Origin of the sequence: Limosilactobacillus avium, from assembly GCF_947381485.1 — a bacterium.
Lineage (GTDB): Bacteria > Bacillota > Bacilli > Lactobacillales > Lactobacillaceae > Limosilactobacillus > Limosilactobacillus avium.
The window spans coordinates 24597-48856 of the sequence record NZ_CANCWN010000004.1 but is presented as its reverse complement, the minus strand read 5'-3'; the positions used below and the strand labels follow the sequence as shown (position 1 = coordinate 48856).

Below are 24260 nucleotides of genomic sequence, written 5' to 3'. Positions count from 1 at the left end.
GACAGTTGCCGGAGCATTTTGCCTTTAAACCAACCTATTTAAGCGTTAAGCAGGCAATGATTTGCCTTTGAATGAGGGCCAAGTCGGCCTGACTGCCGGGGGCCTTAAAGAGCTGGGTTTGCAAGGCGTAGGTTAGGACAGGCCCGATGAAGATCCGGGCAATTTGAAGTGGCGTTAATTCCTGATTAACTTCCGGAAAAGATTCTTGAATTTTCGTCATTTGAATAAGAAAGCCGTTTGGACCGGTTACCATCCCCGAGTATAGTTCGGGTGGCAGATTGCCAGTGAGGGCCTCCTGGGCAATCAGGCGGACAAAGTCAAAATTAGCGGCGATAAACTGGAGGCGGTTGTTCACCACGAATTCAACCAGTTGTTCCAAGTTAGCGAAACCACTAAGCTGCCCAAAGAAGTTCCCCTTAATTTCCGCAATTACCGGACGGAGAAGCTTGGCGAGGAGGTCGTCTTTTGAAGAGAAATACTTGTAGATAGTCCCTTCACTGGCCCCGGCCCGTTTGGCAATCTGCGCAGTCGTGGTGGCGTGAAAACCGTTGCTGGAAAATAACTTCAGGGCAGTCTTCAAGACCTTCTTTTTGCCGGCCGGCATCTTGGCGTCATCAAGCTCGGCGGCGTAGTTTGTTAATACTTCTGCCATTCTATTCACCTCACGTTCTATTATACTTTCCGGTACCGTTTCATCACAATGATGTTAAGCCAGAGAAGGACCACCAGAAAAATCAACAGGGCGAGGATATCGCCACCTAGGCTAGTGAGGCCCTTACCCGTCATCACGATTTTGGTTAAGGCATCCCCAGTGTAGGTTAAGGGCAGGACTTTACCAATGTATTGCACCCAATGGGCCATCGAATCGAGGGGGATGATTCCGGAGAAGAAAACCTGTGGCACGACGACCAGGGGGATGAACTGCATCATTTGGAATTCTGAGTTAGCGAGCGTTGACATTAAGATCCCAAAGGCAAGGGCTACCAGGGCAAGGAGGACGCTCACAATAATGATGTTAACGATACTACCAACGACTTCAAACTTGAGCAAGCAGACAGTGGCCAGGACGATAACCGTCGATTGGAGAATTGAAATGGCACCGTAGCCTAGCATGTAGCCATAGACAATCTCACTACGCCTTACCGGGGTTGCCAGTAAACGATTGAGGGTCCCCGAGGTTCGTTCGTTTAACAGGGCCATTCCTGAGATGAGGAAGACAAAGAAGAAGACAAAAAAGCCCATCAGAATAGGAACAATTTTGGCAAAGAAGCCGGTATCCTTGTTACCGTACTGGTAGTGGTTACTAATGGTCGGCGCCGTATTCTCCCTTTGTGGTTGAACGGCGATTGGGCGGTTCTGCTGGACCATGGATTGGAGCCGGTGATTAGCAGCAGTGAGGGTACTGATGGTTTGGCCGGTGAGGGCGGCCTTCAATGCCTGCTTGGTAAGGTTGGTTTTACTAGCATCGGTATTGGCGTAGGTCACCTGGTAGTGGTTGCGGGCTTGCCGGTAGTTGATAACGGCGTCGACGGTCCCTGATCTTAGTGCCCGCTGCGCCTTACTGTTAGTGGCACTTCGCTTAACAGTGATTCCGTTGACCTGGCCCAAGTTGTGGCGGACGGTCTGGGTCACGTTGACGGTTGCGACCGTTGCTTTGGTGTTTGAGTTGGCCGAAAACATCACGTTCATCAACCACATAATTAAAATGGGGGCCAGAAACATCAACGCCAGGGTCCGCTTGTCACGAATTAGCTCTTTCAAGACCCGCTGGGCAATTGCTAGTGTCCGCATCATTGCTGTTCCTCCTTTTCTGCTTTTAAGAAGACGTCTTCAATTGTCGGCACTTGGTACTGCTGTTCTAGTTTTTGCGGTGGCGCAAAGGCGATAATGTCACCGTGAAGAAGGAGGGCGACCCGGTCGGCGTGTTCGGCTTCATCCATCACGTGGGTCGTAATTAGGACGCTTTGTCCCTGATCACGGAGGAGCCCTAATTCGTGCCAAATCTGGCGACGAAGGGCCGGATCGATGCCGACTGTTGGCTCATCAAGTACTAATAGGTCTGGCTGCCCAAGCAGAGCAATGGCAAGCGATAGTCGCCGTTTCATTCCCCCGGAAAAGCCACTGATTCTTTGGTCAAGGTTTTCGGTAAGGTCAACCACTTGACTGACGTGGGTAATTTCATTAGCTAACTTTTTACCGAAAACACCCTTCATCTTGCCAAAGAAGGCGATGTTCTCCCGGGCCGATAGGCGACTATATAAGGCATCAGACTGGGCCATATAGCCAATCCGACTCAGTAGTCGGCGGTCGGGCATTGTTCTACCCAGGACAAGGGCGGTTCCAAAATTAATCTCTTCCATCCCCAACATTGTCTTGATGATGGTCGTTTTGCCGGCACCAGAAGGTCCAATTAGGCCCACAATCTCACCGGGATTAACGGTCAGGTTGACATCCTTGAGGACGGTTTGGTGACCAAAACTCTTTTGGATATGTTGTAATTGAATAGTTGGGTTCATATTTAACCTCCTCCTGGTGAGTGAACACTCACTTTGCTAACCGTTAAAATTATAGTGAGTAATTACTCACCAGTCAAGCCAAAAAATGACCCTCGCAAGGGTCACCTCTTTAGCGCCAACTATCTGGATCATGGGTTGGCTGGATATAGTCGGGATCGTCAGGTGATAGGTTCATCCGGCGCTTTAGTTCTGGATCAATGTTCGGATCCGCATTCATTGCCTCACGGGCCTTTTCCTGTGGGTCTTGTGAACTGTTGTTAGTCGTGGACTGGTTATTGGCCGGTTGGTCTACATTGCCAGTGTTGTTTGAACTCCGCTGGTCCTGTAGGTTAACCGTACCGGCCAACTGGTTAATGACGTCGCCGGCATTGTTTTTGAAAACGGGCAAGGAAACACGTTCTTTTAAGGACGTGATGAATTGCCTATTTTTTAACCTTTTAGAGGATAACCTGTATAACAGGTAGTCCTTCTCATCACTAATACTTATTTAACCGTGTACCGCAGCCGAACAGCCCCGTCGTCAAAGCTCTGAACACCCTTTAATTGTAGGCTTAACGGCTTATCACCTAAGCAACCATCAAATAGGCTGGGTTGGTTAACCCGTCCGTCTACTCCAGGACCGATTAGGACACTAATCTCGTCAACCAATCCGGCATTGAGGAAGCCGGCGTTGATTTTGCCACCACCGACCACGGCTAACCGACGAACACCAAACTCCTCAGCGAGAATATCCATGGCGCGGGCCAGGTCAACCTGTTCTTGGCCAGTCGCGATCCAGGAAATTCCCTGCTGGTTAAGGTAGGATAAGTATTCCTTATTAACCTGTTCACTGGTGATGATGAGGTGGGGGAAATCAGCCCCGTCTTCTGAAGGCCAGTCCAAGGTGCCATGAGTATCCACCACGATATTGTAACGATCACTACTAGTATTCACCTTGAATGCTGTTTGGTTGAGCTGTTTATCATGTTGGGGGTGGAACTGCTCACCACTGGTCATTTCGGTGGCGGCGGTTACCCGACCACTGACTCTCGTGGGGGCATTCAAACTATTAAGGGTAGTGTAGTACTCATCAGTACCACGCAGCTGGGCGGTCATCTTACAGTCGATTCGACCATCAATTGATTCCATCATGTGGACAATAATATCAGGCTTATTCATACGTTATTCCTCCTCAAGGTTGTTAATTCAATTCTAATTCCCAATCTCAGCCATTCCCAATACCAATTGCTTATCCTTTTCCATACGGTTTAGGTATATCAGTAATGTTGACAAGCAACAAAATTAGAGTATGCTAGTATATAAGTAATGTTGATAAGCAACAAAAAGGAATGATTAATATGAGTACAGTTTTAGTAGTTCAAGCACATCCTCACATTGAAAATAGTCTTTCTCTGACGGTGGGGAAACAGTTCGTTGATAGTTACCGCCAAAGTCATCCCGACGACCAGGTAATTATCCGTGATCTCTATGCTAAGGGAGGAGTCCCACCATTAAACGACGTGACGATGGCAGCGTGGCGGAAACAGAAATTTGATGAACCATTGACGGAAGAAGAGAAGGCCCTCTTGAACCGCCACCAGGAGTGGTTGGCAGAGTTCATGGGAGCAGATAAATACGTCTTCATCAACCCAATGTACAACCACTTCTTACCAGCAGAGATGAAACAGTACCTTGATTTGACGGCGGTCGCTCATAAGACCTTTAAGTATACTAGTAAGGGGTCGGTCGGCTTATTAACCGGGAAAAAGGCAATTCATATCCAGGCCGCCGGTAGTGAGTACCACGCCAGCGGCAAATGGGGAATCGTCAAGTTCCTCTTAAAGCGTGCGTTGGGCATTAACAGCAAAGAAAGCTGTGCCCTGATGGATCTGGGGGATACCTACTTGACTAATATGTTGAAATTCTACGGCGTTACGGATGTTCAAAAGCTCTTCATTGAGGGGGCCGACGCCCATCACGACCGGCGTCAATCAATTTTAGATCGGGCACTAAACCAGGCCAACGCCATGGCAAGTGATTTTTGATATAATGGCCTTAACAACAGTAAAGCGGGGCCATCTGATGAGCGAAGAGACAATTGATAAAATTCAACACACAATCCAGCAACTGCGAGCACGGCACAACAATGTCCATGGTTCACAAGAACAGAAGTGGATTCAAAAGCATGTGGCGGATGAGAAGCTGGCGGATATCGTTTTAGACCTATCAATTGTCGCTTTTCATATTCTCTCGGCTTTAGAGACGGGAGAAAAGACCGGAATTGAGCTGGCAAGTCTTCTCCAGGTCACCCGCGGTGGAATTACCCGGGCGGCAAAAAAGTTGGTTCACTACCAACTTGTCGATGCTAGCAAACATGTCAATGACCAGAAAAAGATCTATTATTCGTTGACCGAACAGGGACAGAAATTAGCCCAGGTTCATGACCAAATGCACCGCAGCATTAAGAAAAAGCTGGTTAAGAGTTTAACGGCGAAATATTCATCTGCAGAACTGGAAACGGTCGCCGCCTTTTTACAGGACCTTTACCAGTTGGAAAGTAAACTATAGTTAGGTTAGTAAAATACGCCAGTATCCGGAAAAACCGAATGCTGGCGTATTTGGTCATTGTCTGCCTAAGTTAACTAGAAAATTAATCGCTAACCACGACGTATGATTTAATTGCCTGGTGGTCGGCCATGGCCTGGTAAGCCTGGTTGATTTCATCCAGGCTGAAGGTCTTGTCAAATACCTTTCCCGGGTTAATTTCACCATCGAGGACCGCCTTAAGAAGAACTTCCTTGTCGTAAGTGGTGACGGAAGCCGGGCCCCCAGCGATTGTTGAGTTGCCGTAAAAACTCTGGGCAGGGTTGAGTTCGGCTCCATGGGGAAGGCCAACCCGGCCGATGTATGAACCAGGCCGGCCAATTTGCATTGCTTCAGCGTTTGACTGGGCAGTCCCGACACATTCAAGGATGGCGTCAGCGCCGCCATTGGTAATTGCTAGTAGCTTCTTGATTCCGTCTTCACCACGTTCCGCAACGTTGTCGGTAGCGCCAAACTCACGAGCGAGCGCTTCCTTATCGGCATGCCGGCTAGTGGAAAAGATCTTTTTAGCGCCCCGCATCTTGGCGGCAATGATTGCGCACAGGCCAACCGCCCCGTCGCCTAAAACAACAACGGTGTCACCAGGCTGAACGTGGGCAACGCGGGCGGCATGGTAACCAGTCGCCATCACGTCGGCAAGGGTCAGCAAGGACTTCTTCATTCCTTCCGTGTAGTCGCTAGCTTGCCCTGGAACCTTAACGAGGGCCCACTGAGCATGCTGGTAGCGGACGTATTCTGCCTGGTAGCCCGACGAGAAGTTCTCCGTCAGGGAGTGGTCCATGCAGGTGCCATCATAACCGGCGACGCAAGCACGACAGTGACCGCAACCATGAGTGAATGGGGCAATTACGAAGTCCCCGGGCTTAACAGTTGTGATATCCGCACCAACCTCTTTAACAATCCCAATTACTTCGTGACCGTCATTTTCTTCACCGTGTTCCTCTAGTCCCTTGTATGACCACATATCGGAACCACAGACACAGGTCCGTAATACCTTAATAATGACGTCATCATCAGCCTGAATTGTTGGCTTTGCGATATCCTTAACTTCAATTTTTCCCGCACCTTCAAATGCTGCAGATTTCATTATTACAACCTCCGTTTCTGGTTATCAAACATATCTTTCATGATTAATTATATTGGCGAGAGTGAAGGTTGAAAATTAATGATTATGAATGCTAGGATAAATATGATTTATCCTAAGGAGGTGGGGAATAATGGTTGACTATGGTTTATTGCTCGCATTAGTGACATTTGCCCAGCAGGGGACGGTTCGTAAAACCGCCCAGGCCCTGGGCCTAACTTCCCCAGCGGTTACGCACGCGTTAAAGAAGCTGGAGGAGGAAACGAATGTCCAGCTGTTCATCCGGCGCCCCAATAAAATTTCCCTGACCAAGGCTGGTCAATACGCCGCTCATCAGGCCCAGCGGTTAGTTAAGGAGAATCATGACTTTATTCCCTTAATTCAACGGTATGATGAAAGAACGGCGACGGTGACGTTAGCAGCTAACGCACCAGGACCCCTGATTGTGGCCCGCGCAATTCATGATTCCCGGCTTACTATTGTTGACCATTATTTAGAAAGAAATTTTGTTCAAATATTAATGGACGACCAGGTGACGATCTTAATTACAAACCAGCGCGTAGAGTCTCCAGCGATAAGTTCGGCTTATCTTGGAACGGAGGAGATGATGGTGAACCTCTCTAGTAAGGATCAGCTGGCCAAGCGGCAATCACTAACCTATGCGAACCTCCGAGAACGGTCAATTCTTAGCCCGGCGGAAGTTGGCTTCTGGCGACACTTATACCAAGAACATATCCCCGGCGTTCGCCTGATTTCACAGCCCCGTCCGGAGGAATACAACGCCCTGCTTAATTATTCGGAGCTACCCTTCTTCACGACCAACCTGACCCACCTTGACCCACACTGGGGGAGGGGGTTACCTGATAACCGTGTCATTCTCCCTCTAGAAGATGATTGTGCTCACCAGCGCTTCTACGCTAGCTTTTTGAAGCTGAACCGGCGGCGGGTTGCCCCCGTAATTGCTCGCATACGGGCATGCTGGTCGCAAAGAGCAAACTCATTCGACTATCAGTCTTAGTTATACTGGTATGAGCATTAAGCAATATTCGTAAATTCACCCGCATGGTAAGCTGAAAACTGTCAATAGCGGTTAGGACCCATCAGGAATGGATTGAACGTGATAGGAAAGTTGAATGGTTACTTATTAATAATAAGCATTTTACTTGAGTCAATTCCGGTCCTAAGGTTATTATTAAAGTTAATAGGAGGAGATTAACAATGGCAAAGACCCTTGTTCTGTACTACTCAGCAACGAATACTACTAAGAGAATTGCGGAAAAGATTGCCCAGCAGCTTGATGCTGATATTGCCGAAATTCACGCCGCACAGCCGTACACGACCGCGGACTTGAACTGGCACGATCCCAAGAGCCGGACCTCAATTGAACAGCACCAGCACAATCGCCGGGTTGACATCAAGGACGACCTTCCGGACATCAGCACTTACACCAACATCATCATCGGTCACCCCATCTGGTGGGGGATTCCACCGCGGATGATCAGCAGTGTCATTGACCATTTGGACTTGAATGGTAAGACCCTCTCCTTATTTGCCACTTCAGGCGGAAGCTCCTATGAACGTTCACAGAGCTACGTGGAACGGACGGTTAAGGAAAATGGTTACGACGTGCAGGTCAACCCGGGAGCCGTTTTGAATAGTGGTAACCAGGTTCAATCCTGGCTTCAAAAACTTAATTTAAACTAAAATAAGCCCGCAGGCTGTTTGTTAAATCCAAACACCTGCGGGCTTACTTATTTAGTCGTTATCTTCGTCACTTTCAACGATGCTGTTCAGCTTGTTTTGCTGATTACTGAACTGCTTTTCCAGTTTAGCTTTGGTGAAGGTATGAACCTTGCGCTTCCCATTTTGGTCGGTGGTCTTAAGGATCACGTTTGACTTATTGACCTCAACAACGAAGTCACTACCGTTCTCGTTATCGATTTCAAAATGGCCGTGTTCGCTTTCCACCTCGAGTGAGTTATCAGCAACGCTGTTCAGATCCTGCTTAGTGTACTTCAGGTAGGCCATCACCGCATAGTTCTGCTGACTAAATTTAGTAGTCGCTGCCAGGGCGGTCGAGTCAGTGCTTAAGCTAAAGCTATTGGCACTTGTGGCAAAAGTACTTACCGTTAACACGGCCAGTGCCGAAGCACATAGCAATCCAATTTTCTTCATTATTAAGTTATTCCCCCATAAATTTCAGTGTTACACGTCACTAACTAGTATATCATACTTGCCATTTACACTAGTGGAAAGGGAAATAAGCTAATTTTGGTAACGATGCCAGTAGTCGGCCAGGTACTTGCTGGTCAGACTGTGCGGGTCAGCGATTAACTTGCTTGGGGCACCTGCAGCAACAACTTGGCCACCATTTTTACCACCACGGGGCCCGAGGTCGAGGACATAGTCAGCATTTACCACGAGGTTAAGGTCGTGGGTGATTGTGACCACAGTTGCCCCGCGGTTAATTAACTGCTGGATGACGCCCACTAATGTTTTGACGTCCAGGGGATGGAGACCAATCGTCGGTTCATCAAAAACAAAGAGGGTGGTTGCCTGGTTGTGGTTAAGGTGCTTGACCAACTTCAGCCGCTGGGCTTCACCACCGGACAGGCTAGGGGTACTTTCACCCAAATGAAGGTAAGCCAGGCCAACTTCTTCAAGGAGTTTTAACTCCCGTTCAATCTTTGGAACGTCCTTGAAAACGGGCAGGGCTTGCCGGACATCTAGCTTGAGAAGATTAACGATTGAATAGCCGTGCCACTTGACCTCCTGGACGTCCTGGTTGTAACGGTCACCATTGCAGACGGGGCAGACCTGTTGCATGTCGGGAAGAAACTGGATATCCAGGGTGACGATTCCCGCACCCCCGCAGTTGGGGCAAGCCCCCTGCTTATTGTTGTAGGAGAAGTAACTTGGTGTGTAGTGCTTTTGCTTGGCCAGGGGCTGGGCGGCAAATAGCTTCCGGAGGTTGTCCATGATGCTGGTGTAGGTGGCGACCGTTGACCGCTGCGTCTTGCCAATCGGTGCGGCGTCGACACTGACGACCTCCTTCAACGGCGATTCGAGTTTGCGCACTTGTTTAGGAAGGGGACTTCCCGTACCCTGGGCTTTGATTGCGGGAACCAGGCTATCGAGGATCAGACTCGTCTTCCCGGCACCGGAGAACCCGGTGATGGCGCTCAACTGGTTGACGGGGAGGTCGACATGGACATCTTTAAGGTTGTAGTAATTGGCAACCTCAAAGTCGATTTGTTTTTTAGGCGCTTTTGTAACTGGCTTCCGGGCCATGAGTTGTGCGGTCCCGTTTAGGTAGGGGCCAATCTTGGAATGGGGGTTGGTGATAATCTTGTCTGGCGTGCCCTGGGCAATCACCTGACCACCCTCATCCCCGGATCCGGGGCCAATCTCGATGATCCAGTCCGCGTTCTTGATGATGTCGACGTTGTGGTCAACGACCACGAGGGAGTTCCCCTGGCTGACCAGTTCCCGGAAGACATTTAAGAGGCCGCTGATGTTGTCCGGGTGGAGACCAATGGAGGGTTCGTCAAGGATGTAGAGGACCCCGGTCGTTTGGGTTCGTAGTGTCCGGGCCAGCTGAATCCGTTGCAATTCACCGGTGGACAAGGTATTTCCGTTCCGTGAGAGGGTCAGGTAATCGAGCCCCAATTCGAGCAGGGGGCGGAGGTTGTCGTCGAATTCCTTGAAAAGGCTGCCCGCCATCTTACCCATGTTGTTAGGCAGTTCGGCCAGAACTTTCTTCTTCCAGTCCGTCAAGTCGCCCAGGGTGAGGTCGGTTACCTCGGCGATGTTTAATCCCCCGGCCAGCTGGTTGAGGAGTTCTGGGCGCAGCCGGGTTCCATGGCAGACAGGGCAGGTTGAGTAGTGGAAGAACTCGCTAATCCGCTTCTGGGCCCGCTCACTCTTGCTGGACTTAGCCGACTCCAGGACAGCTGCATGGGCATTTTCGTAGAGGGCGTTGAAGTCGTGGAAGACCCGGCCTGTTCCTGACCGGAAATCCATTTTGAACTTTTGCTGAGGACCGTTTAAAACAAAGTCCTTTTCCTTAGCAGTCAGGTCCTTGTAGGGAACGTGAATCCGGACCCCAGCTTGTTCAGCGACATTCGGCATGAAATTACGTCCCGGCAGGTGCCAGGAAGCCACGGCACCATCAGCAAGACTTAGGTTTTCGTCACCAATCAACTTGGAATCGTCAATCTCACGTACCATTCCCGTCCCCTGGCAGTTGGTGCAGGCTCCATCTGAATTAAAGGCAAAGTCCTCGGCACTAAAGGCCTGGAACTTGGCCCCACACTCTGGGCAGGTCAACTGGCCCATACTGCTGTCGGACCGGCTCATTGCTTCAGCAATTTTCAGACTTGGCTTTAGACGGTGGCCATTTGGACAAACCGGGGACCCGAGGCGGGAAAAGATTAGGCGGATGACATTAAAAATCTCACTCATCGTCCCGACGGTGGCTCGCTCGGATGGGATGCTCGGCCGCTGCCGAAGAGCCAGGGCAGAGGGAATATGCTTCACGCTAGTGACCTCTGCCTGGGCACCCAGCTTGATCCGCCGCCGGGTGTAAGTTGAGAGGGCCTCCAGGTAGCGGCGGGACCCTTCCTCATACAAGATCCCCATTGCCAGTGAACTTTTGCCCGAGCCGGACAACCCTGAGATGGCAACGAACTTGTGTAAGGGGATGTCAACGTCGATGTTTTTTAAATTATGGACCTTGGCACCACGCACTTCGATCTTCGTTGGTAAGTCATTCACACTTAAGACTCCTTCATTCATAATTACTATTTCTAGGTTACCAAATAACAAACGGGAGCGGCAAATAATCCGTTCCCGTTATTTTATTTGTGATAATTTTGACTGAGGAAGCTGAGCATATCCTGCGGGGCGTGACCCGTAATCCGCTGGAAGTCGTCCGTGGTTTTAGCCATCAGCCCCTTTGCTGCTGCGGCATACATCGAGGCTAATTCATCCCCATCCCCCTCGGACCGGTAGATGTCGGCAAATTCCCTAATAGAAACTGGTGAGTAACCGATTGACTGGCCAGTGACCTTAGTCATGATCGTGCTTAGTTCAACCATGTTATAGTTTTGCTTCATCGTCAGCAAGTAATTCTGCCCGTGATCCCGGAGGTAGTCTTTGACGGCCACGTGGGCAATTGCTGTAGCGCTGTCCTGACGACTGATAAAGGACATTGCCTGGTCACCGACCGGGTAGATGACATTATGCCGCTGAATGAGTTCCGGTAAGTAGGGGACCAGTGGGTCGGCGTACAGGGCGTTCTTGATGACCGCATAGCTAAATGATGAGCTGGCCAGGCGGGCTGGCAGGTAGGCGTAGTAACCCGCCATCTGGAAGGGGTTATTGAACTGGTCAGCGATAAAACTGACATCAACAATGCTCTTGACTCCGGCAGTCTTCATTGCCGTGAGGGTGTTCTCAAATTCGTTGATCCGACCCTGAACGTCGTAAGTCAGACTTGGGATGTAAATGAGGACATCAACTCCCTGAAAAGCACTTGTCATGGTAGAAATGTCCGTATAGTCAATCGCCGCTAGCTGGTAGCCAGCGTTCTTCAGGTTGGTTGCCTTAGCTGGAGTGTGGACCCCCAGGCGAATCGCGGACTTGGGCACTAGCTTACTTAGTTCCGCTACGACCTTACTGCCGAGGTGACCGGTTGCGCCAGTAATAAAGTAGTTCATTATTATTTACTTCCTTTCTTGATAGCCTCTTTTTGGGCCTGCTTGACGAGAATCGAATCGATGACGTCGGCGAGTTTGAACTGAACGAGCTTAGCCTCCGCCGCAACCTCAGCCTGGTGGTAGTAATCGGCCAGGGTGGCTTGAATGTTACCTCCCACGATGCACGCTGGTTCCGTTTTTTCGTCAATCGTGAAGAGGTGGCGCTGGGGCCCCTCGACCGCAAGAAAAATATCATATAAGGAGATTTGATCAAGCGGGCGTGCAATTTGGGGATCGGCAGAGCCGTGGACCGTTTTGAGTAACCCCGCCTTCCTGAGGGCGCTCATTAACCGGCGGACAACGACCGGTGATGTTTTGACACTTCCCGCAATGTTTTCACTGGTTAGTGGTAACTTGTCCTTATATATCGAAATGAAGGCTAAAATATGAATACTGTCGCTAAAACGCGTTGAGATTCGCATGTCCATCCATCCATCCTTTCAGTTACTATTGTAACTGTATTAGTTACATATGTCCAGGGGTAACACCGCAAATTTCGTGCACGTATCAATTGACTTTACACGTCTACCCGTATTATATTAGTCCCAGCAACTTAAATGGCCTGAAACTTTTATGGTTACTATAGGAGGCTGAATACTAATGTTGAGAAAAGAGAAATGGTTAGCAATCACTCTTGCAATCTTACTGGTTACAAGCTTTTTGCCATTAACCGCCAAGGCTAACAGCCGGACACCAATTGTTGTTGGTTCAAAGAGCTTTGCCGAGAGTAAAACCGTCAGTGAAATATACGCGCTGGCCCTCGAGCATGCGGGATATAAGGTGATTCGTAAACCCAATATCGCCAATTCGGTAGTCTACCGGGTGGTTAAGACCGGACAGGTAGATGTCTATCCCGAATATACCGGGACGATTGTTGAGACTTATTTGAAAAAGAACGGCTCCGGTTTAACGGCCTCGCAAATGGCAAATGTCGCTCGTAAAGGGGTAAAAAAAGATGGCCTCGTGATCTTTAAATATGCCCCGGGGGACGACCGGCAAGGAATCGGGATGCGGAGCAGTGTGGCCAAAAAGTACCATATTAAAACGATTAGTGACCTGCAGAAAAATGCGGCGAAGATTCGCTTTGTCTCGCAGGGAGAGTTTGATAAGCGGGCCGACGCGCTTCCAGGAATGAACAAGAAATACGGTAAGTTTAACTTCAAATCACTGCGCGACTATGATGACAGCCTTAAGTACACCATCATGGCAGAAGGAAAGGGTGATGCGGCCCCGGTCTCGACTACTGAGGGGCAGCTCGCGACTAGTAAATACGTCCTATTAAAGGACGACAAGGGCTTGTGGCCACCTTATAACCTTGTCCCACTGGCAAACAAGAAGTCTGCAAAGGAGCACCCCAAGATGGCGGCGACCCTTAACCGGGTTGATGCAAAGTTAACCACCAAGCAGCTGATTAACTTAAACAAGCAGGTAATGGTTCAGGGAAAGAACTACCGGATGGTGGCCCTAAACTGGTACAACCAGCACATGAAGGAGGGGAGAAACTAGATGATGACGTCAATCATGCATTATTTTCAAAATGATGGGGGTCAGTACCTGCAATATGTCTGGCAACACCTCTACTTGAGCTTCATCTCGTTGGCAATCTCGATGGTGATCGCCCTGCCGCTGGGCTACCTCGGTTCACGAATTCGACCCGTAGCCGCTGTTTGTACGGCATTTGCCCAGGCACTGCGCATCATTCCGAGTTTAGCATTACTATTTCTCCTGATTCCCTTTATCGGGACAGGGATGCTTCCGGCAACAATTGCCCTGGTTGCCCTGGCCCTGCCGCCGTTACTCATTAACACGATTCTGGGTTTTAATGAAGTCAGCCCCCTGTATAAGGAAGTCGGTACCGCACTGGGAATGGACCAGCGCCAGTTACGCCGCCAGGTTGAGATCCCCCTGGCCCTTCCCTACATCCTGAATGGAATTAAACTGGCCCTCGTGGAAATCATCGCCAGTGCGACTCTGGCAACCTACATTGGGGCCGGGGGCCTTGGCACGCTAATCTTCACCGGTTTGGGCCTCTACGATATGACATATGTTGTAATCGGTGGGGTTAGTGTTGCCCTCTTATCCCTGCTTTCGATGGTGAGCTTTGACCTGGTGATTAGGAGGATGAAGAAGAATGCCTAAAGCAATAATTCAATTTAAAAACGTGCAAAAGAAGTTTGGAAATCGAACGGTTATTCCGAATCTTAATTTCACAATCAACGCGGGGGAACTGGTAACCATTCTGGGTTCGTCCGGCTCTGGTAAGACGACCACGTTGAAGATGGTTAACGGTCTGTTGAAGCCGGATAAAGGCCAGGTCCTGGTTGACGGCAAACGGTTGGCCGACCAGGATATCGTTCGTCTTCGTCGCCACATTGGCTACGTTGTGCAGCAGGTAGGCCTCTTCCCCCACATGACGGTTGCTGAAAATATCGCGGTGGTCCCAAAGATGCTCCACTGGGATAATAACCAGATTAAGGAACGCGTCACCGAATTACTCCAGCTGGTCCAGCTGAACCCGGCCGACTACGCGGGGCGTTACCCGAGTCAGCTCTCTGGCGGACAACAGCAGCGGGTGGGGGTTGCCCGCGCACTGGCCGTCAACCCGCCATACGTCCTGTTTGATGAACCATTCGGGGCCCTTGATGCCCTGACTCGGGTAGAACTCCAGAAGGAAATTAAGCAGATTCACCAGCAACTTGGCGATAAGACCTTCCTGTTCGTAACCCACGACATTAACGAGGCCCTCTTCTTGGGCCAGCGGGTAATGGTCATGCATGAGGGGCAAATCGAACAGTTTGCCACCCCATCAGAGGTAGTAAACCACCCAGCCACCGCTTTCGTTCGCGACCTGCTGGGGACGGTTCAACAGAACAAAAAACTGTGGGGTGGTTATTATGATTGAATATTGGCGAGAAAACTACCCAATCATGCTAATTGAAATGGGGCAGCATGCCGAAATGGTCTTTGCGGCCCTGGCAATCGCGATTGTGGTTACGATTATTCTAGTACTTGTCTTCCTTCACCGACGGAACTGGTTAAACGGACTGGTCTACTTCTTTTCATTATTGTATTCCGTACCCAGTTTTGCCCTGTTTGCCCTCCTCCTTCCGGTGACCGGACTAGGAATGCGGACCGCGATCATCGTTTTAGCCGTTTACTGTGAGTATGTTCTTCTGCGCAGCTTTATCACCGGCATCCAGGGGGTGAACCCCACAATGGTTGAGGTCGCCCGGGGGATGGGGATGACCAACCGTCAAGTCTTTATGAAGGTTCAGTTGCCACTGGCAGTACCCGCGATTTTCTCCGGCATCCAGGTGGCCCTCGCTTCGGCAATGGGAATTGCAACGATTGCGACGACCATTAATGCGGGGGGCCTCGGCGAACTTCTTTTTGAAGGCTTGCAGACCCAAAAGGTTACCCCAATCCTCTGGGGAACAGTATTGACAATCGTCTTGACACTGACCAGTGCCGCAATCTTAAAGCTTGTGGAATGGGCCCTTGACCACCGCTGGCGGCGTGTTCTCACTGCCAAGGAGGCGTAATTATGAAAGCCGTAGTAATTAAGGAAGCCGGTGGGCCCGAGAAACTGATTTACCAAGACGTTCCCACCCCTGAGGTTCGGCCGGGGTGGACCCTGATAAAGGTGAAAGGTTTTGGGGTCAACCATTCGGAGATCTTCACACGTAAGGGGCTATCACCAACCGTTAAGTTCCCGCGGATCTTAGGGATCGAATGCGTGGGGGTGGTCGCGAAGACAAGCGCCCCAGACCGGCTGCCGGTTGGGCAAAAGGTTGTTTCCATCATGGGAGAGATGGGACGGGCGTTTGACGGCTCATATGCTGAGTACACCTTATTACCCAATGACCAAGTCTACCCGGTTAAAACCAACCTCGACTGGACGACTCTGGCTACAATTCCCGAAACTTATTACACCGCCTACGGATCACTTTTGAATCTGAAAATAAGGCCCGGCGAACACGTGCTGGTTCGGGGCGGTTCAAGTGGCGTCGGCGCTGCTTTTGTGAACCTCGCCAAAGCATTGATCCCAGACGTGCAATTAGCAGGCACGACCAGGTCCCTAGAGAAAAGAGCCCTTCTTCTGTAGGCGGGGTACGACCAGGTCATTAAAGACCAGCAGGGCCACCTGGCAGGTGAAGATAAGTTTGATAAGGTTCTTGAACTAATCGGCTCGGCAACGGTCAAGGACAGCTTTACCCACCTCAATCCGGGGGGAATCGTTTGTAGTACTGGTGAGCTCGGTAACCAGTGGTACCTACCACAATTTGACCCCATCATGGATATCGCGCCGAACAGCTACCTGACGAGTTTTTACTCGGGAAACGTTGACGAAGCAAAATTAAATGAACTGCTAGACGTGATTGAAAAATACCGAGTTCCAGTAAAGCCAACCCGGGTGTTCAGACTTGACCAAGTTGCGGACGCTCACCGCTACTTAGAAGGCCACCATAGTTTCGGCAAGGTTATTGTAAAAATATAGGATTAGCGGAGGAATCCGCTTTTTTTATCCTGGAAAAAAACGGTATAATGCAGGCAGAGAATGTTGCAAAGGAGAATTAACGATGAAATTTATTTCGTGGAACATTGATTCAATCAACGCGGCCCTGACTGGCACCTCAACCCGGGCCGGCGAAACCCGGGAGGTGCTGCAAAAAATCTATGAACTTAAGCCGGACGTGCTAGCCATCCAGGAGACCAAGCTTTCCAAAAACGGCCCCACCAAGAAACACTACCAAGCCTTGGATAAGATGTTTCCGGGTTACCAGGTGGCCTGGCGGAGTTCCGTTGAGCCAGCACGGAAGGGTTACGCCGGAACGATGTACCTCTACCTGGATAAGTACAGTCCACAGGTTACCTACCCACAGATCGGTGCCCCAGAACCAATGGATGATGAGGGGCGGATCATTACCATGGAGTTCCCGGACTTCTTCGTTACTGAAGTCTACACGCCAAACTCTGGCAATGGCCTGAAACGGCTGGCAGAGCGTCAGGTTTGGGATGACTGCTACCGGGAATACCTGGAAAAACTTGATGAGCAAAAGCCGGTGATTGCTAGTGGCGACTTCAACGTGGCCCACGAAGAAATTGACCTGGCCCATCCGGCAAATAACCACCATTCCGCGGGCTTCACGGATGAAGAACGGGAACACTTCACGAAGCTACTGGACGCCGGCTTTACGGATAGTTTCCGCTACCTCCATCCGGACGAGAAGGGAGCCTACTCATGGTGGGCCCAACGGGTAATTACTAGTAAGCAAAACAACTCCGGCTGGAGAATTGACTACTGGTTGGTCAGTGACCGCCTGGCTGATAAGCTGCAATCTTCCACGATGGTCGACAGCGGGAAACGGCGTGACCACACCCCAATCATGCTTGATATTGACCTATAAAATAAGAAGCTGGGAAAAAAGCTTCAGAGTGCTCCGTATGGCTAGTATAGGACGATTGCTGGCCAATGATTGTCCGTAATCAATGGACTTGCTTCGCGGCGCTAGACACTAGGAGCACGCTTCGACGCGGAGCAAGCCTATTTGGTTTTTCCGCGATTACTGTGTAATATTCAGAGAACTAAATGAGGTTGGGAGAAAACTTTGTTTTCTCCCAACCTCATTTTATCGTTATGCTGGTATTTCTTTATTGGAACGCGTGCGCTTAATCATCTTTTTGACAAGGATGTAGAGGGCAATCACGATTACGATCGCCACCACGGCTCCAATCAAGCGCTTGTTATCACCCTTGAAGAGGGCATCCCCACCAAAGGCGTAGATGAAGGAAGTCGGTGCCATTCCGACGGTTACCATTGCCAGGTACCGCCAACGGTTGATATTTAATCGGGCCCCGGCGTAGTTTACCAGGACACTCGGAATGACGGGGACCATGAAGCCGATGGTAAGCCCGATGAGGGGGTGGCGCTGGTTCATCAGTGAATTTAACAGCTTGGACTTCTTGGTGCGCTTGGAGAGGTCGATTTTCCGGATGACCGCCATGACACCGCAGTTACCAATGATGTTCCCCAGCCAGTTGATGATGAATCCGATGGCTGGCCCATAACAGAGACCAGCAAAAATACAGACAAAGGAATTCGACATACCGGGGATTGCATTGAAGGTAGCAATCAGTGCCAAGAGCAAAAGCATGTCCTTGATTCCGTGGCTCCGGATCATGTGGAGCAAAATCAGCTTGTTATGGTGGTTCATATGGAGAAGCAGGGTCAGCTCAGGCCGGTAATCACGGTAGATAAGGTAGAGCAGAATTAGTGAAATGATAATCCCGCCGGTAATCAATAGGGGTTTATTTATGTTTTTCATTTATCTTCCTCCCGGGGAATGGTCAGGCCCGCTTCTTTGAACAGGTCAGTGAGGGTGTGACGGAGCAGGGGGTCATGGGCATAGATGTATGTTCCGTAGACGCCACGCTTGAAGAGGACGTTCAGTGAGTTCATAATCATCCGTTTTTCCAAATCCGTGATTTCCTGTGGATCGGTTAAATCAGCTCGCTTCTTGAACGCTTCGCTGTCGGTGTACTTATCGAGGTTGACCTGGAGTCGCTTGCTGGCGGGAATCTGGCTGATTGGCGGCCCAATGATGATTCCCGTATAGTTAAGATCAAAACCCTGGCAGGTGTAGATAGACCCAACCTCGTCAATCGTCTGGGGGATCTCCGCCCAGGGCGTAACGGTGTAGTTGTACTGGTCCCATGGCATTTTGAACCGTCCCTCGCGGATATAGTGTTTTCCCCCATCCAGCGTTGAAGGGTACCCCGAAGTGGAGAGAATTCGGGAGAGACCGACTTCACTATTGCGGTGGACAATCGCCTGCCGCATCTCTTCCGCATCATCGTAAACCCGAAAATCGTAGTGATCACGGGCGTCACGGGGAATGGGCACTAGCTCACCATTGCTGGTAAAGTGGTTAAACCAGGCGACAAGATCGTCACTGGCGGTCATCCGGAACATGTGGTGAAGGTGGTATTCCTTGAATGGATACTGGTGGGTGATCTTTTGCAGTCGTTCCGGTGTCCACAGACTTTTCATCCGTAAAACCTGGTACTGGTCGAAGACGATGATGACCACCTTCGCCCGCTTGATGAGTTCAACCAGCTGGTTGTCATGATAAAAGTTATTGTAGTGGTCAGCCTTTGATAACAGGAGGTGGGCCTCGTCAACCACCGCAACGTCAATCGTCTTTCCCCGCTTATCTAGCTGGTTGATCAGAGAGGTGGGCCGGGCAAAGTCCTTCTTGTAAAGTTCGGGACGTTCGCCAGCAATCTCCCGGTACACCTTCAATATTTCTGGGTGGTTGACCAGGAAGTAGTTACTGGTCTTATAAAAAGGCGACGACTTATCCCGGCGCGCGGCCGTCTGGATGCGGTCAAACAGTTGTGATAAGACAACGCTCTTTCCAGTCCCCGCATCACCGTAAATGGTGTAGGTGGCCGGAAAGCCTTTTTTCAAATGGTCACTGGTAAAGTTTAAAATGTCTTCCACCAGTTGTTCTTGTTCCCGGGTCAATTTCTTCAGCGGCGAAAGCTTTTCAACCGCAGCGTTTTCAATTTCCCCCATAGTCAAACCAAGTCCCTTTTTTCAAAAAATCTTTACCTATATTATGTTATCTAAATCGAGCTTGTTCGTCAATTTAGGGGCCCACTATTTTCGCACCCTTGTGAAAAGTGATAAAATAATAGGAAATGCAGGAAGCATAAAATATCGTTTATACCGAAAATCATAAAAGGAGTGGCGATAAATGAATCGGCATCCAGACTATTTACTGAATGAAGTAGATGAACCGGAAGATATCAAAGGGATGACGCTTGATGAACTGAAGCGGTTGGCGAGTGAAATGCGCCAACTGGTTCTGGAGCGTGATGCAGCAATCGGTGGGCACGTTGGTCCAAACCTTGGGGTAATGGAATTAACGCTTGCTTACCACTATGTTTTTAATTCTCCACATGATAAAATCATCTGGGATGTTTCCCACCAGTGCTATGCCCATAAAATGTTGACGGGCAGGAAGCTGGCCTTCTTAAATCCTGACCACTACAAGGACATCTCCGGATTTACATCACCAGCCGAGAGTAACCACGATTTCTTTGAGATTGGCCACACCTCCACTTCCATCTCGTTGGCCGTGGGGATGGCCCAAGCACGGGACCTCTTGAACCCGGATTCCAAAGATAACGTTGTTGCCGTCATCGGGGATGGCTCCTTAAGTGGGGGCCTCGCCTTTGAGGGCTTGAATAACGCGGCTAAGCTTAAGTCTAACCTGATTATCGTTGTTAATGATAATCAGATGTCGATTGACGAAAACCAAGGTGGGTTATACCAAGGTTTGAAGGAGCTCCGGGAGACCGACGGGGCATCACCGAATAACATCTTTAAGTTCATGGGCCTGGACTACCGTTACGTCAAGGATGGTAATAATTTGCGGGCCATGATTGATGCTTTCAAGGAAATCAAAGATGTTGACCACCCGATCGTGCTTCACGTCAATACGCTGAAGGGCAAGGGCTATGAACCAGCAATCAAGGAAAAGATGAATTACCACTGGCGGATGCCATTCGACCTCAAGACGGGTAAAGATAAGCATCCCGTTACTGGTGAATCCTATAGCGATGCCATTTTGGCCGAGTTAGATCGGCAAATTGATGCTGGTGAACCGGTCGTGGCCATGAACGCCGCCATTCCCGGTGCCTTTAACTTGAAGAAATTCCAGGCTAAGCACCCGGACCGGTACTATGACGTGGGAATTGCTGAACAGGACTGCATCAGCTCGGCGGTTGCGATGGCAATCGCCGGTGCACGGCCAGTCGTATTTCAGAATGCAACCTTCCTGCAGCGGGCGTACGACCAGTTAATTCATGACATGGCCCTGAATGATGCTCCAGTAGTGATGATTGTTCGTGGGGGAACAATTGCCACCGAATCCGCAACCCACCAGGGATCGTTTGATATTTCGATGATTAGTGACCTGCCGAACATTGAGTACCTGGCACCGACAAACGTCGAAGAGTTGCTTTCAATGCTGAAGTGGGCCATTAAGCAGACTGACCAGCCGGTTGTTATCCGGGAACCAGAAAAGCCACTGATTCACGGTGAAGCAACGCAGGATGACTACAGCAACATCAAGTATGACATTGCCCACCACGGGAGTGAGGTTGCCATCATGGCTGTTGGTGACTTCTGGGAGTTAGGTAAGAAGGTTTGTGAAGAACTCAAGAAGAAGATCAACGTCGACGCGACGCTGATCAATCCAAAGTCACTTACCGGAATTGATCCGCAGGTCCTACACCACCTATCAGAAAATCATGATGTTGTCGTTACTTTGGAGGATGGAAACTTAAGTGGGGGCTTTGGCGAGACCATTGACCGCTACTACGGACCAACACCGATGAAGGTTCTTGATTTTGGTGCACCACGTGAATTTGCCGATAACGTGCCGTTAGAGGTTCTCTACGAATGGTACCACCTGACACCTAAGCAAATCGTTGATGACATCGAAAAGGTTATTCACTCCTTGTAAAATTTGATAATCGAACAAACGCGCCCCACCCGTCTGAGAAAACGAGTGGGGCGCGTTATTATTTATAAATTTTCAGTTTTTCTTTCTCCATGCCTAACGGTTATGACGTTAAGCAGAGATTGTAAAATTAAAACGCAGAAAGGAATCCATCATGTCACTCAGAAGTTCAGTTGCTGCTGGAGTAGGTCACCTTTCCCAATCCATCCTACACGGAATCTTTAACCGGGGAAGTTCACTGCCCGGTCTCGTTGCGCTTAAGCTTGATCCAGACATTCTTTACCACTACAAAGATCGCTATGACTTCGTAATTGTCGGGGGAACCAACGGGAAAACCACGGCAACTGCATTGGCCGTCCACGCCCTTAAGCAAAAGTACCCGGATGTCCTTTATAACCCAACCGGGTCCAACATGAAACGGGGGATCGCCACCATCTTCGTCACGGCGCCTAAGCCCAAGAAGAAGGGGCTAGCCGTCCTTGAGGTCGATGAGGCTAACATTGTCCGCATTGTAAAGTACTTTAAACCCAAGGCCTTTGTTTTCACCAACCTCTTCCGGGACCAGCTTGACCGGTACAGTGAACTATACGCAACCTGGGACCGGATGCTCGAAGGGGTGCGGATGGCACCTCAAGCAACCATTATTGCTAACGCTGATGACCCCATCTTTAACTCCGTTGACCTGCCCAACCCCCGCGTTTGGTACGGGTTTAACGACCAGCCAATGGGCGATTTAGAAGCACCATCCAATACCGATGGGGTGGTTTGTCCGAAATGCCACCATATCATCCACTACGGCTTCATTACCTATGGTGGCCTGGGTGCTTACTTCTGCCCTAATTGTGGCCACAAGCGTCCGCAATTAGACTATGAAGTAACTGCCGTTGAGCGGATGACTTCGGCGGACTCAGTGGTTAAGTTTGATGATAGCGAGTTTAAGATTCCCGTGGGAGGCGCCTACAACATTTATAATGCCCTGGCGGCGTACTCCCTGGCCCGCTTCATGGGGGTGGAAAGCAGCGCCATTAAGACCGCGTTTGCCCAAAGTCCCGAAATCTTTGGCCGCCAGGAAAAGGTCAAAATTGGTGACAAGGAAATGGTCAAAATTGGTGACAAGGAAATGGTCATTATCATGGTCAAGAACCAAATCGGGGTCGATACCGTCTTGGATATGATCAAAACTGATAAGGACCCGTTTTCCTTTGCCTTCTTGCTTACCGCCTTACCGGCAGACGGGGAAGACACTTCTTGGATTTGGGACTGCAACTTTGAAATCCTCAAGGACCATGACATCCCGTACTACCTAGTCGGTGCGGCAAATTACAAGGATGCCGCGACCCGCTTTAAGTTTGGTGGATTTAAGGATGTAAACGTTGAACCGAACCCGGAAAAAGTGATTGACCGGATCAAGGAGATTCCAACGAAGCGCATGTACGTGGTAACCTGCTATACCGCGATGCGGCAGCTCCGGAAGGCACTGGCAGAACAGAAGCTGATCGATGGGGGGATGGAATAATGGCAAAGTACCAATTACAGCTAGCGCACCTGTATGGTAACCTGCTGAATACCTATGGTGACTTGGGTAATATCATGGCATTAAAGTACTATGGCCAGCTTTTGGACACCGATGTATTGAGTAGGGTTGTCAGTGTGGAAGATGGGTTTTCAGCTGCCGACTATGACCTGATTGTCCTGGGCGCCGGCCAGAAGTTTGAGCAGTCCATCGCCCGGGAGGATATCGACAGTAAACATGATGAGCTCCACCGCTATATTGAAGGTGGTAAGCCTCTGCTAGCGGTTGGTGAGGGCTACCAGTTGCTTGGACAATCTTATGTTGACCAGCATAACAAAAAGATTGCTGGGGCCGGGCTACTATCCCACCATAGCGAACTACCAGCTGATGGCGAGCAAATCCAGGGTGAGTTGGTGATTGAGTCCCAGTGGGGGACCAAGATGCACGGCCATGAAAACCACGACCTCGTGACCTTCCTTGGTGAAGGCGAAAAGGCCCTCGGGACCGTGGTTGAGGGAACCGGTAATAACCATGATGACGATACGGAAGGAGCTGTTTACAAGAACACCTTCTGCACCAACATGCACACCATCCTCGACCGCAATGGTGAATTGGCAAAGAAGATGTTACTGGCAGCACTTAAAAATAAGTACCCAGACGCGGACTTAACGGCCCAAAAGAACGTTAAAATTGAAGCAACTTACTAAGCAAAATAAAAATCAGGCAATGGATTTACAAGAACCATTGCCTGATTTTTTGTATATGGTATTTGGTAAACGCCCCTCACTTCTCCCCCAAGCGGTTGGCAATCTGTTCGTCAAAGTAGCCAATTTTATTGACCTCGAGGGTCTTCAGATAGGCAATCAACTCAATTGCGGAGCTCGGACTGAGTTCGTTGACCGCGTTGAGCCCCATCCCCGTCGGTACGGTTTCGCTCATCGCCGTTACTTGGTTACCGTCCTTAATTTCCACCTGGGAGCAAGAAATAGCCCACCGTCCACCAACGTTTGGTGCAAAGACAAAGAACATGTTAAAGTCCGTGGAAAGGTAGGCCGGCATGCCCCAGGCAACATCATCAATCTGTTCAGGCAGCATATCCCCCTGGAGGGCAAATTTATCAATGTTGAGTGCGGTTGGTTGGACGCGGAGCATGAACATTGTGTTTTCGAATTCGCGCATGCCGAGTTTCATTTCTGGTCGTATTTGTGGATGCATCATTAACCTCCCTATTCAAAATGAGTGCGGTAAAACTGGTACTTTTGCTTGATATCC

Annotated in this window: 25 protein-coding genes and 1 pseudogene; 13 read left to right on the top strand and 13 right to left on the bottom strand. The window is 49.9% G+C overall.

Translation table 11 applies throughout. The features are described 5' to 3' along the window. Positions 1-34: 34 nt before the first annotated feature. The 5 genes from QOS01_RS02450 to QOS01_RS02430 all read right to left on the bottom strand — a co-directional run bounded on the left by QOS01_RS02450 (position 35) and on the right by QOS01_RS02430 (position 3674). Complete coding sequence (locus QOS01_RS02450) at positions 35-652, bottom strand: TetR/AcrR family transcriptional regulator (RefSeq protein WP_283620951.1); 618 nt, start codon at positions 650-652, stop codon at positions 35-37. A gap of 20 nt (positions 653-672) precedes the next feature. Next, positions 673-1791: an ABC transporter permease gene (locus tag QOS01_RS02445; RefSeq protein ID WP_283621010.1), complete on the bottom strand. Its 1119-nt coding sequence runs from the start codon at positions 1789-1791 to the stop codon at positions 673-675. After that, entirely contained in the window at positions 1791-2516 is a 726-nt protein-coding gene (locus QOS01_RS02440) for an ABC transporter ATP-binding protein (RefSeq protein WP_283620950.1), read from the bottom strand. The genes QOS01_RS02445 and QOS01_RS02440 overlap by 1 nt, the downstream gene beginning before the upstream one ends. 109 nt (positions 2517-2625) lie before the next feature. Continuing rightward, positions 2626-2904 (bottom strand): hypothetical protein, encoded by a 279-nt coding sequence (locus QOS01_RS02435; RefSeq protein WP_283620949.1) that lies wholly within the window; start codon positions 2902-2904, stop codon positions 2626-2628. A gap of 95 nt (positions 2905-2999) precedes the next feature. Beyond that, positions 3000-3674 (bottom strand): dihydrofolate reductase family protein, encoded by a 675-nt coding sequence (locus QOS01_RS02430; RefSeq protein ID WP_283620948.1) that lies wholly within the window; start codon positions 3672-3674, stop codon positions 3000-3002. Between the two features lie 179 nt (positions 3675-3853). Here QOS01_RS02430 and QOS01_RS02425 point away from each other — a divergent pair, with 179 nt between their 5' ends. Continuing rightward, positions 3854-4540, top strand: coding sequence for an FMN-dependent NADH-azoreductase (locus tag QOS01_RS02425; protein WP_283620947.1), 687 nt, complete (start codon positions 3854-3856; stop codon positions 4538-4540). Between the two features lie 37 nt (positions 4541-4577). Continuing rightward, a complete protein-coding gene (locus QOS01_RS02420; RefSeq protein ID WP_283620946.1) occupies positions 4578-5063 on the top strand; it encodes a MarR family winged helix-turn-helix transcriptional regulator in 486 nt (161 codons plus the stop codon). Positions 5064-5145: 82 nt separating this feature from the next. Here the strand turns inward: QOS01_RS02420 and QOS01_RS02415 are convergent, their stop codons facing one another. Then, positions 5146-6186: an alcohol dehydrogenase catalytic domain-containing protein gene (locus QOS01_RS02415; RefSeq protein ID WP_283620945.1), complete on the bottom strand. Its 1041-nt coding sequence runs from the start codon at positions 6184-6186 to the stop codon at positions 5146-5148. Positions 6187-6316: 130 nt separating this feature from the next. On the opposite strand from QOS01_RS02415, the gene QOS01_RS02410 reads away from it, so the two are divergent. Continuing rightward, positions 6317-7201 carry a LysR family transcriptional regulator gene (locus QOS01_RS02410; RefSeq protein WP_283620944.1) on the top strand — a complete coding sequence of 295 codons (885 nt, stop codon included), beginning with the start codon at positions 6317-6319 and terminating at the stop codon, positions 7199-7201. Positions 7202-7401: 200 nt separating this feature from the next. Next, positions 7402-7887, top strand: a complete 486-nt coding sequence (locus QOS01_RS02405) for a flavodoxin (RefSeq protein ID WP_283620943.1) — start codon at positions 7402-7404, stop codon at positions 7885-7887. 51 nt (positions 7888-7938) lie between these two features. Here QOS01_RS02405 and QOS01_RS02400 read toward each other — a convergent pair whose 3' ends face one another. From QOS01_RS02400 to QOS01_RS02385, 4 genes are all read right to left on the bottom strand, one after another. Further along, positions 7939-8358 carry a hypothetical protein gene (locus QOS01_RS02400; RefSeq protein WP_283620942.1) on the bottom strand — a complete coding sequence of 140 codons (420 nt, stop codon included), beginning with the start codon at positions 8356-8358 and terminating at the stop codon, positions 7939-7941. Between the two features lie 90 nt (positions 8359-8448). Further along, positions 8449-10980: an excinuclease ABC subunit UvrA gene (locus tag QOS01_RS02395; protein ID WP_283620941.1), complete on the bottom strand. Its 2532-nt coding sequence runs from the start codon at positions 10978-10980 to the stop codon at positions 8449-8451. A gap of 62 nt (positions 10981-11042) precedes the next feature. After that, positions 11043-11903, bottom strand: a complete 861-nt coding sequence (locus QOS01_RS02390; RefSeq protein ID WP_283620940.1) for an NmrA family NAD(P)-binding protein — start codon at positions 11901-11903, stop codon at positions 11043-11045. 2 nt (positions 11904-11905) lie between these two features. After that, on the bottom strand, positions 11906-12364 hold the full coding sequence (locus tag QOS01_RS02385; protein ID WP_283621009.1) for an Rrf2 family transcriptional regulator: 459 nt from the start codon (positions 12362-12364) through the stop codon (positions 11906-11908). A gap of 181 nt (positions 12365-12545) precedes the next feature. Between QOS01_RS02385 and QOS01_RS02380 the strand changes: the two genes are divergently transcribed. The 6 genes and pseudogenes from QOS01_RS02380 to QOS01_RS02355 all read left to right on the top strand — a co-directional run bounded on the left by QOS01_RS02380 (position 12546) and on the right by QOS01_RS02355 (position 17350). Further along, complete coding sequence (locus QOS01_RS02380) at positions 12546-13448, top strand: glycine betaine ABC transporter substrate-binding protein (protein ID WP_283621008.1); 903 nt, start codon at positions 12546-12548, stop codon at positions 13446-13448. After that, on the top strand, positions 13449-14081 hold the full coding sequence (locus QOS01_RS02375; protein WP_283620939.1) for an ABC transporter permease: 633 nt from the start codon (positions 13449-13451) through the stop codon (positions 14079-14081). Beyond that, positions 14074-14844 (top strand): ABC transporter ATP-binding protein, encoded by a 771-nt coding sequence (locus QOS01_RS02370; protein WP_283620938.1) that lies wholly within the window; start codon positions 14074-14076, stop codon positions 14842-14844. The genes QOS01_RS02375 and QOS01_RS02370 overlap by 8 nt, the downstream gene beginning before the upstream one ends. Beyond that, on the top strand, positions 14837-15484 hold the full coding sequence (locus QOS01_RS02365) for an ABC transporter permease (protein WP_283620937.1): 648 nt from the start codon (positions 14837-14839) through the stop codon (positions 15482-15484). The genes QOS01_RS02370 and QOS01_RS02365 overlap by 8 nt, the downstream gene beginning before the upstream one ends. Before the next feature lie 2 nt (positions 15485-15486). Continuing rightward, positions 15487-16440, top strand: a pseudogene (locus QOS01_RS02360) (zinc-binding alcohol dehydrogenase family protein). An 82-nt stretch (positions 16441-16522) separates the two neighbouring features. Continuing rightward, on the top strand, positions 16523-17350 hold the full coding sequence (locus QOS01_RS02355) for an exodeoxyribonuclease III (protein WP_283620936.1): 828 nt from the start codon (positions 16523-16525) through the stop codon (positions 17348-17350). A 228-nt stretch (positions 17351-17578) separates the two neighbouring features. On the opposite strand, the gene QOS01_RS02350 is transcribed toward QOS01_RS02355, so the two are convergent. Continuing rightward, positions 17579-18268 carry a TVP38/TMEM64 family protein gene (locus QOS01_RS02350; RefSeq protein ID WP_283620935.1) on the bottom strand — a complete coding sequence of 230 codons (690 nt, stop codon included), beginning with the start codon at positions 18266-18268 and terminating at the stop codon, positions 17579-17581. Then, complete coding sequence (locus QOS01_RS02345; RefSeq protein ID WP_283620934.1) at positions 18265-19521, bottom strand: DUF2075 domain-containing protein; 1257 nt, start codon at positions 19519-19521, stop codon at positions 18265-18267. The genes QOS01_RS02350 and QOS01_RS02345 overlap by 4 nt, the downstream gene beginning before the upstream one ends. A 181-nt stretch (positions 19522-19702) precedes the next feature. Here QOS01_RS02345 and QOS01_RS02340 point away from each other — a divergent pair, with 181 nt between their 5' ends. The 3 genes from QOS01_RS02340 (at position 19703) to QOS01_RS02330 (ending at position 23695) form a co-directional block, all read left to right on the top strand. After that, entirely contained in the window at positions 19703-21478 is a 1776-nt protein-coding gene (locus QOS01_RS02340) for a 1-deoxy-D-xylulose-5-phosphate synthase (protein ID WP_283620933.1), read from the top strand. 151 nt (positions 21479-21629) lie between these two features. Continuing rightward, positions 21630-22991, top strand: a complete 1362-nt coding sequence (locus tag QOS01_RS02335; protein WP_283620932.1) for a Mur ligase family protein — start codon at positions 21630-21632, stop codon at positions 22989-22991. Beyond that, positions 22991-23695: a type 1 glutamine amidotransferase gene (locus tag QOS01_RS02330; protein WP_283620931.1), complete on the top strand. Its 705-nt coding sequence runs from the start codon at positions 22991-22993 to the stop codon at positions 23693-23695. Before QOS01_RS02335 ends, QOS01_RS02330 begins: the two co-directional genes overlap by 1 nt. A 76-nt stretch (positions 23696-23771) precedes the next feature. Here QOS01_RS02330 and QOS01_RS02325 read toward each other — a convergent pair whose 3' ends face one another. Next, positions 23772-24203, bottom strand: a complete 432-nt coding sequence (locus QOS01_RS02325) for a hypothetical protein (RefSeq protein WP_283620930.1) — start codon at positions 24201-24203, stop codon at positions 23772-23774. Positions 24204-24260 lie beyond the last annotated feature (57 nt).

What these genes read in the sequence shown, in the direction of transcription:
- QOS01_RS02450 (WP_283620951.1), bottom strand. Translation starts at nt 652, where the DNA reads ATGGCAGAAGTATTAACAAACTACGCCGCCGAGCTTGATGACGCCAAG.
- QOS01_RS02445 (WP_283621010.1), bottom strand. Translation starts at nt 1,791, where the DNA reads ATGCGGACACTAGCAATTGCCCAGCGGGTCTTGAAAGAGCTAATTCGT.
- QOS01_RS02440 (WP_283620950.1), bottom strand. Translation starts at nt 2,516, where the DNA reads ATGAACCCAACTATTCAATTACAACATATCCAAAAGAGTTTTGGTCAC.
- QOS01_RS02430 (WP_283620948.1), bottom strand. Translation starts at nt 3,674, where the DNA reads ATGAATAAGCCTGATATTATTGTCCACATGATGGAATCAATTGATGGT.
- QOS01_RS02425 (WP_283620947.1), top strand. Translation starts at nt 3,854, where the DNA reads ATGAGTACAGTTTTAGTAGTTCAAGCACATCCTCACATTGAAAATAGT.
- QOS01_RS02420 (WP_283620946.1), top strand. Translation starts at nt 4,578, where the DNA reads ATGAGCGAAGAGACAATTGATAAAATTCAACACACAATCCAGCAACTG.
- QOS01_RS02415 (WP_283620945.1), bottom strand. Translation starts at nt 6,186, where the DNA reads ATGAAATCTGCAGCATTTGAAGGTGCGGGAAAAATTGAAGTTAAGGAT.
- QOS01_RS02410 (WP_283620944.1), top strand. Translation starts at nt 6,317, where the DNA reads ATGGTTGACTATGGTTTATTGCTCGCATTAGTGACATTTGCCCAGCAG.
- QOS01_RS02405 (WP_283620943.1), top strand. Translation starts at nt 7,402, where the DNA reads ATGGCAAAGACCCTTGTTCTGTACTACTCAGCAACGAATACTACTAAG.
- QOS01_RS02400 (WP_283620942.1), bottom strand. Translation starts at nt 8,358, where the DNA reads ATGAAGAAAATTGGATTGCTATGTGCTTCGGCACTGGCCGTGTTAACG.
- QOS01_RS02395 (WP_283620941.1), bottom strand. Translation starts at nt 10,980, where the DNA reads ATGAATGAAGGAGTCTTAAGTGTGAATGACTTACCAACGAAGATCGAA.
- QOS01_RS02390 (WP_283620940.1), bottom strand. Translation starts at nt 11,903, where the DNA reads ATGAACTACTTTATTACTGGCGCAACCGGTCACCTCGGCAGTAAGGTC.
- QOS01_RS02385 (WP_283621009.1), bottom strand. Translation starts at nt 12,364, where the DNA reads ATGCGAATCTCAACGCGTTTTAGCGACAGTATTCATATTTTAGCCTTC.
- QOS01_RS02375 (WP_283620939.1), top strand. Translation starts at nt 13,449, where the DNA reads ATGATGACGTCAATCATGCATTATTTTCAAAATGATGGGGGTCAGTAC.
- QOS01_RS02370 (WP_283620938.1), top strand. Translation starts at nt 14,074, where the DNA reads ATGCCTAAAGCAATAATTCAATTTAAAAACGTGCAAAAGAAGTTTGGA.
- QOS01_RS02365 (WP_283620937.1), top strand. Translation starts at nt 14,837, where the DNA reads ATGATTGAATATTGGCGAGAAAACTACCCAATCATGCTAATTGAAATG.
- QOS01_RS02355 (WP_283620936.1), top strand. Translation starts at nt 16,523, where the DNA reads ATGAAATTTATTTCGTGGAACATTGATTCAATCAACGCGGCCCTGACT.
- QOS01_RS02350 (WP_283620935.1), bottom strand. Translation starts at nt 18,268, where the DNA reads ATGAAAAACATAAATAAACCCCTATTGATTACCGGCGGGATTATCATT.
- QOS01_RS02345 (WP_283620934.1), bottom strand. Translation starts at nt 19,521, where the DNA reads ATGGGGGAAATTGAAAACGCTGCGGTTGAAAAGCTTTCGCCGCTGAAG.
- QOS01_RS02340 (WP_283620933.1), top strand. Translation starts at nt 19,703, where the DNA reads ATGAATCGGCATCCAGACTATTTACTGAATGAAGTAGATGAACCGGAA.
- QOS01_RS02335 (WP_283620932.1), top strand. Translation starts at nt 21,630, where the DNA reads ATGTCACTCAGAAGTTCAGTTGCTGCTGGAGTAGGTCACCTTTCCCAA.
- QOS01_RS02330 (WP_283620931.1), top strand. Translation starts at nt 22,991, where the DNA reads ATGGCAAAGTACCAATTACAGCTAGCGCACCTGTATGGTAACCTGCTG.
- QOS01_RS02325 (WP_283620930.1), bottom strand. Translation starts at nt 24,203, where the DNA reads ATGCATCCACAAATACGACCAGAAATGAAACTCGGCATGCGCGAATTC.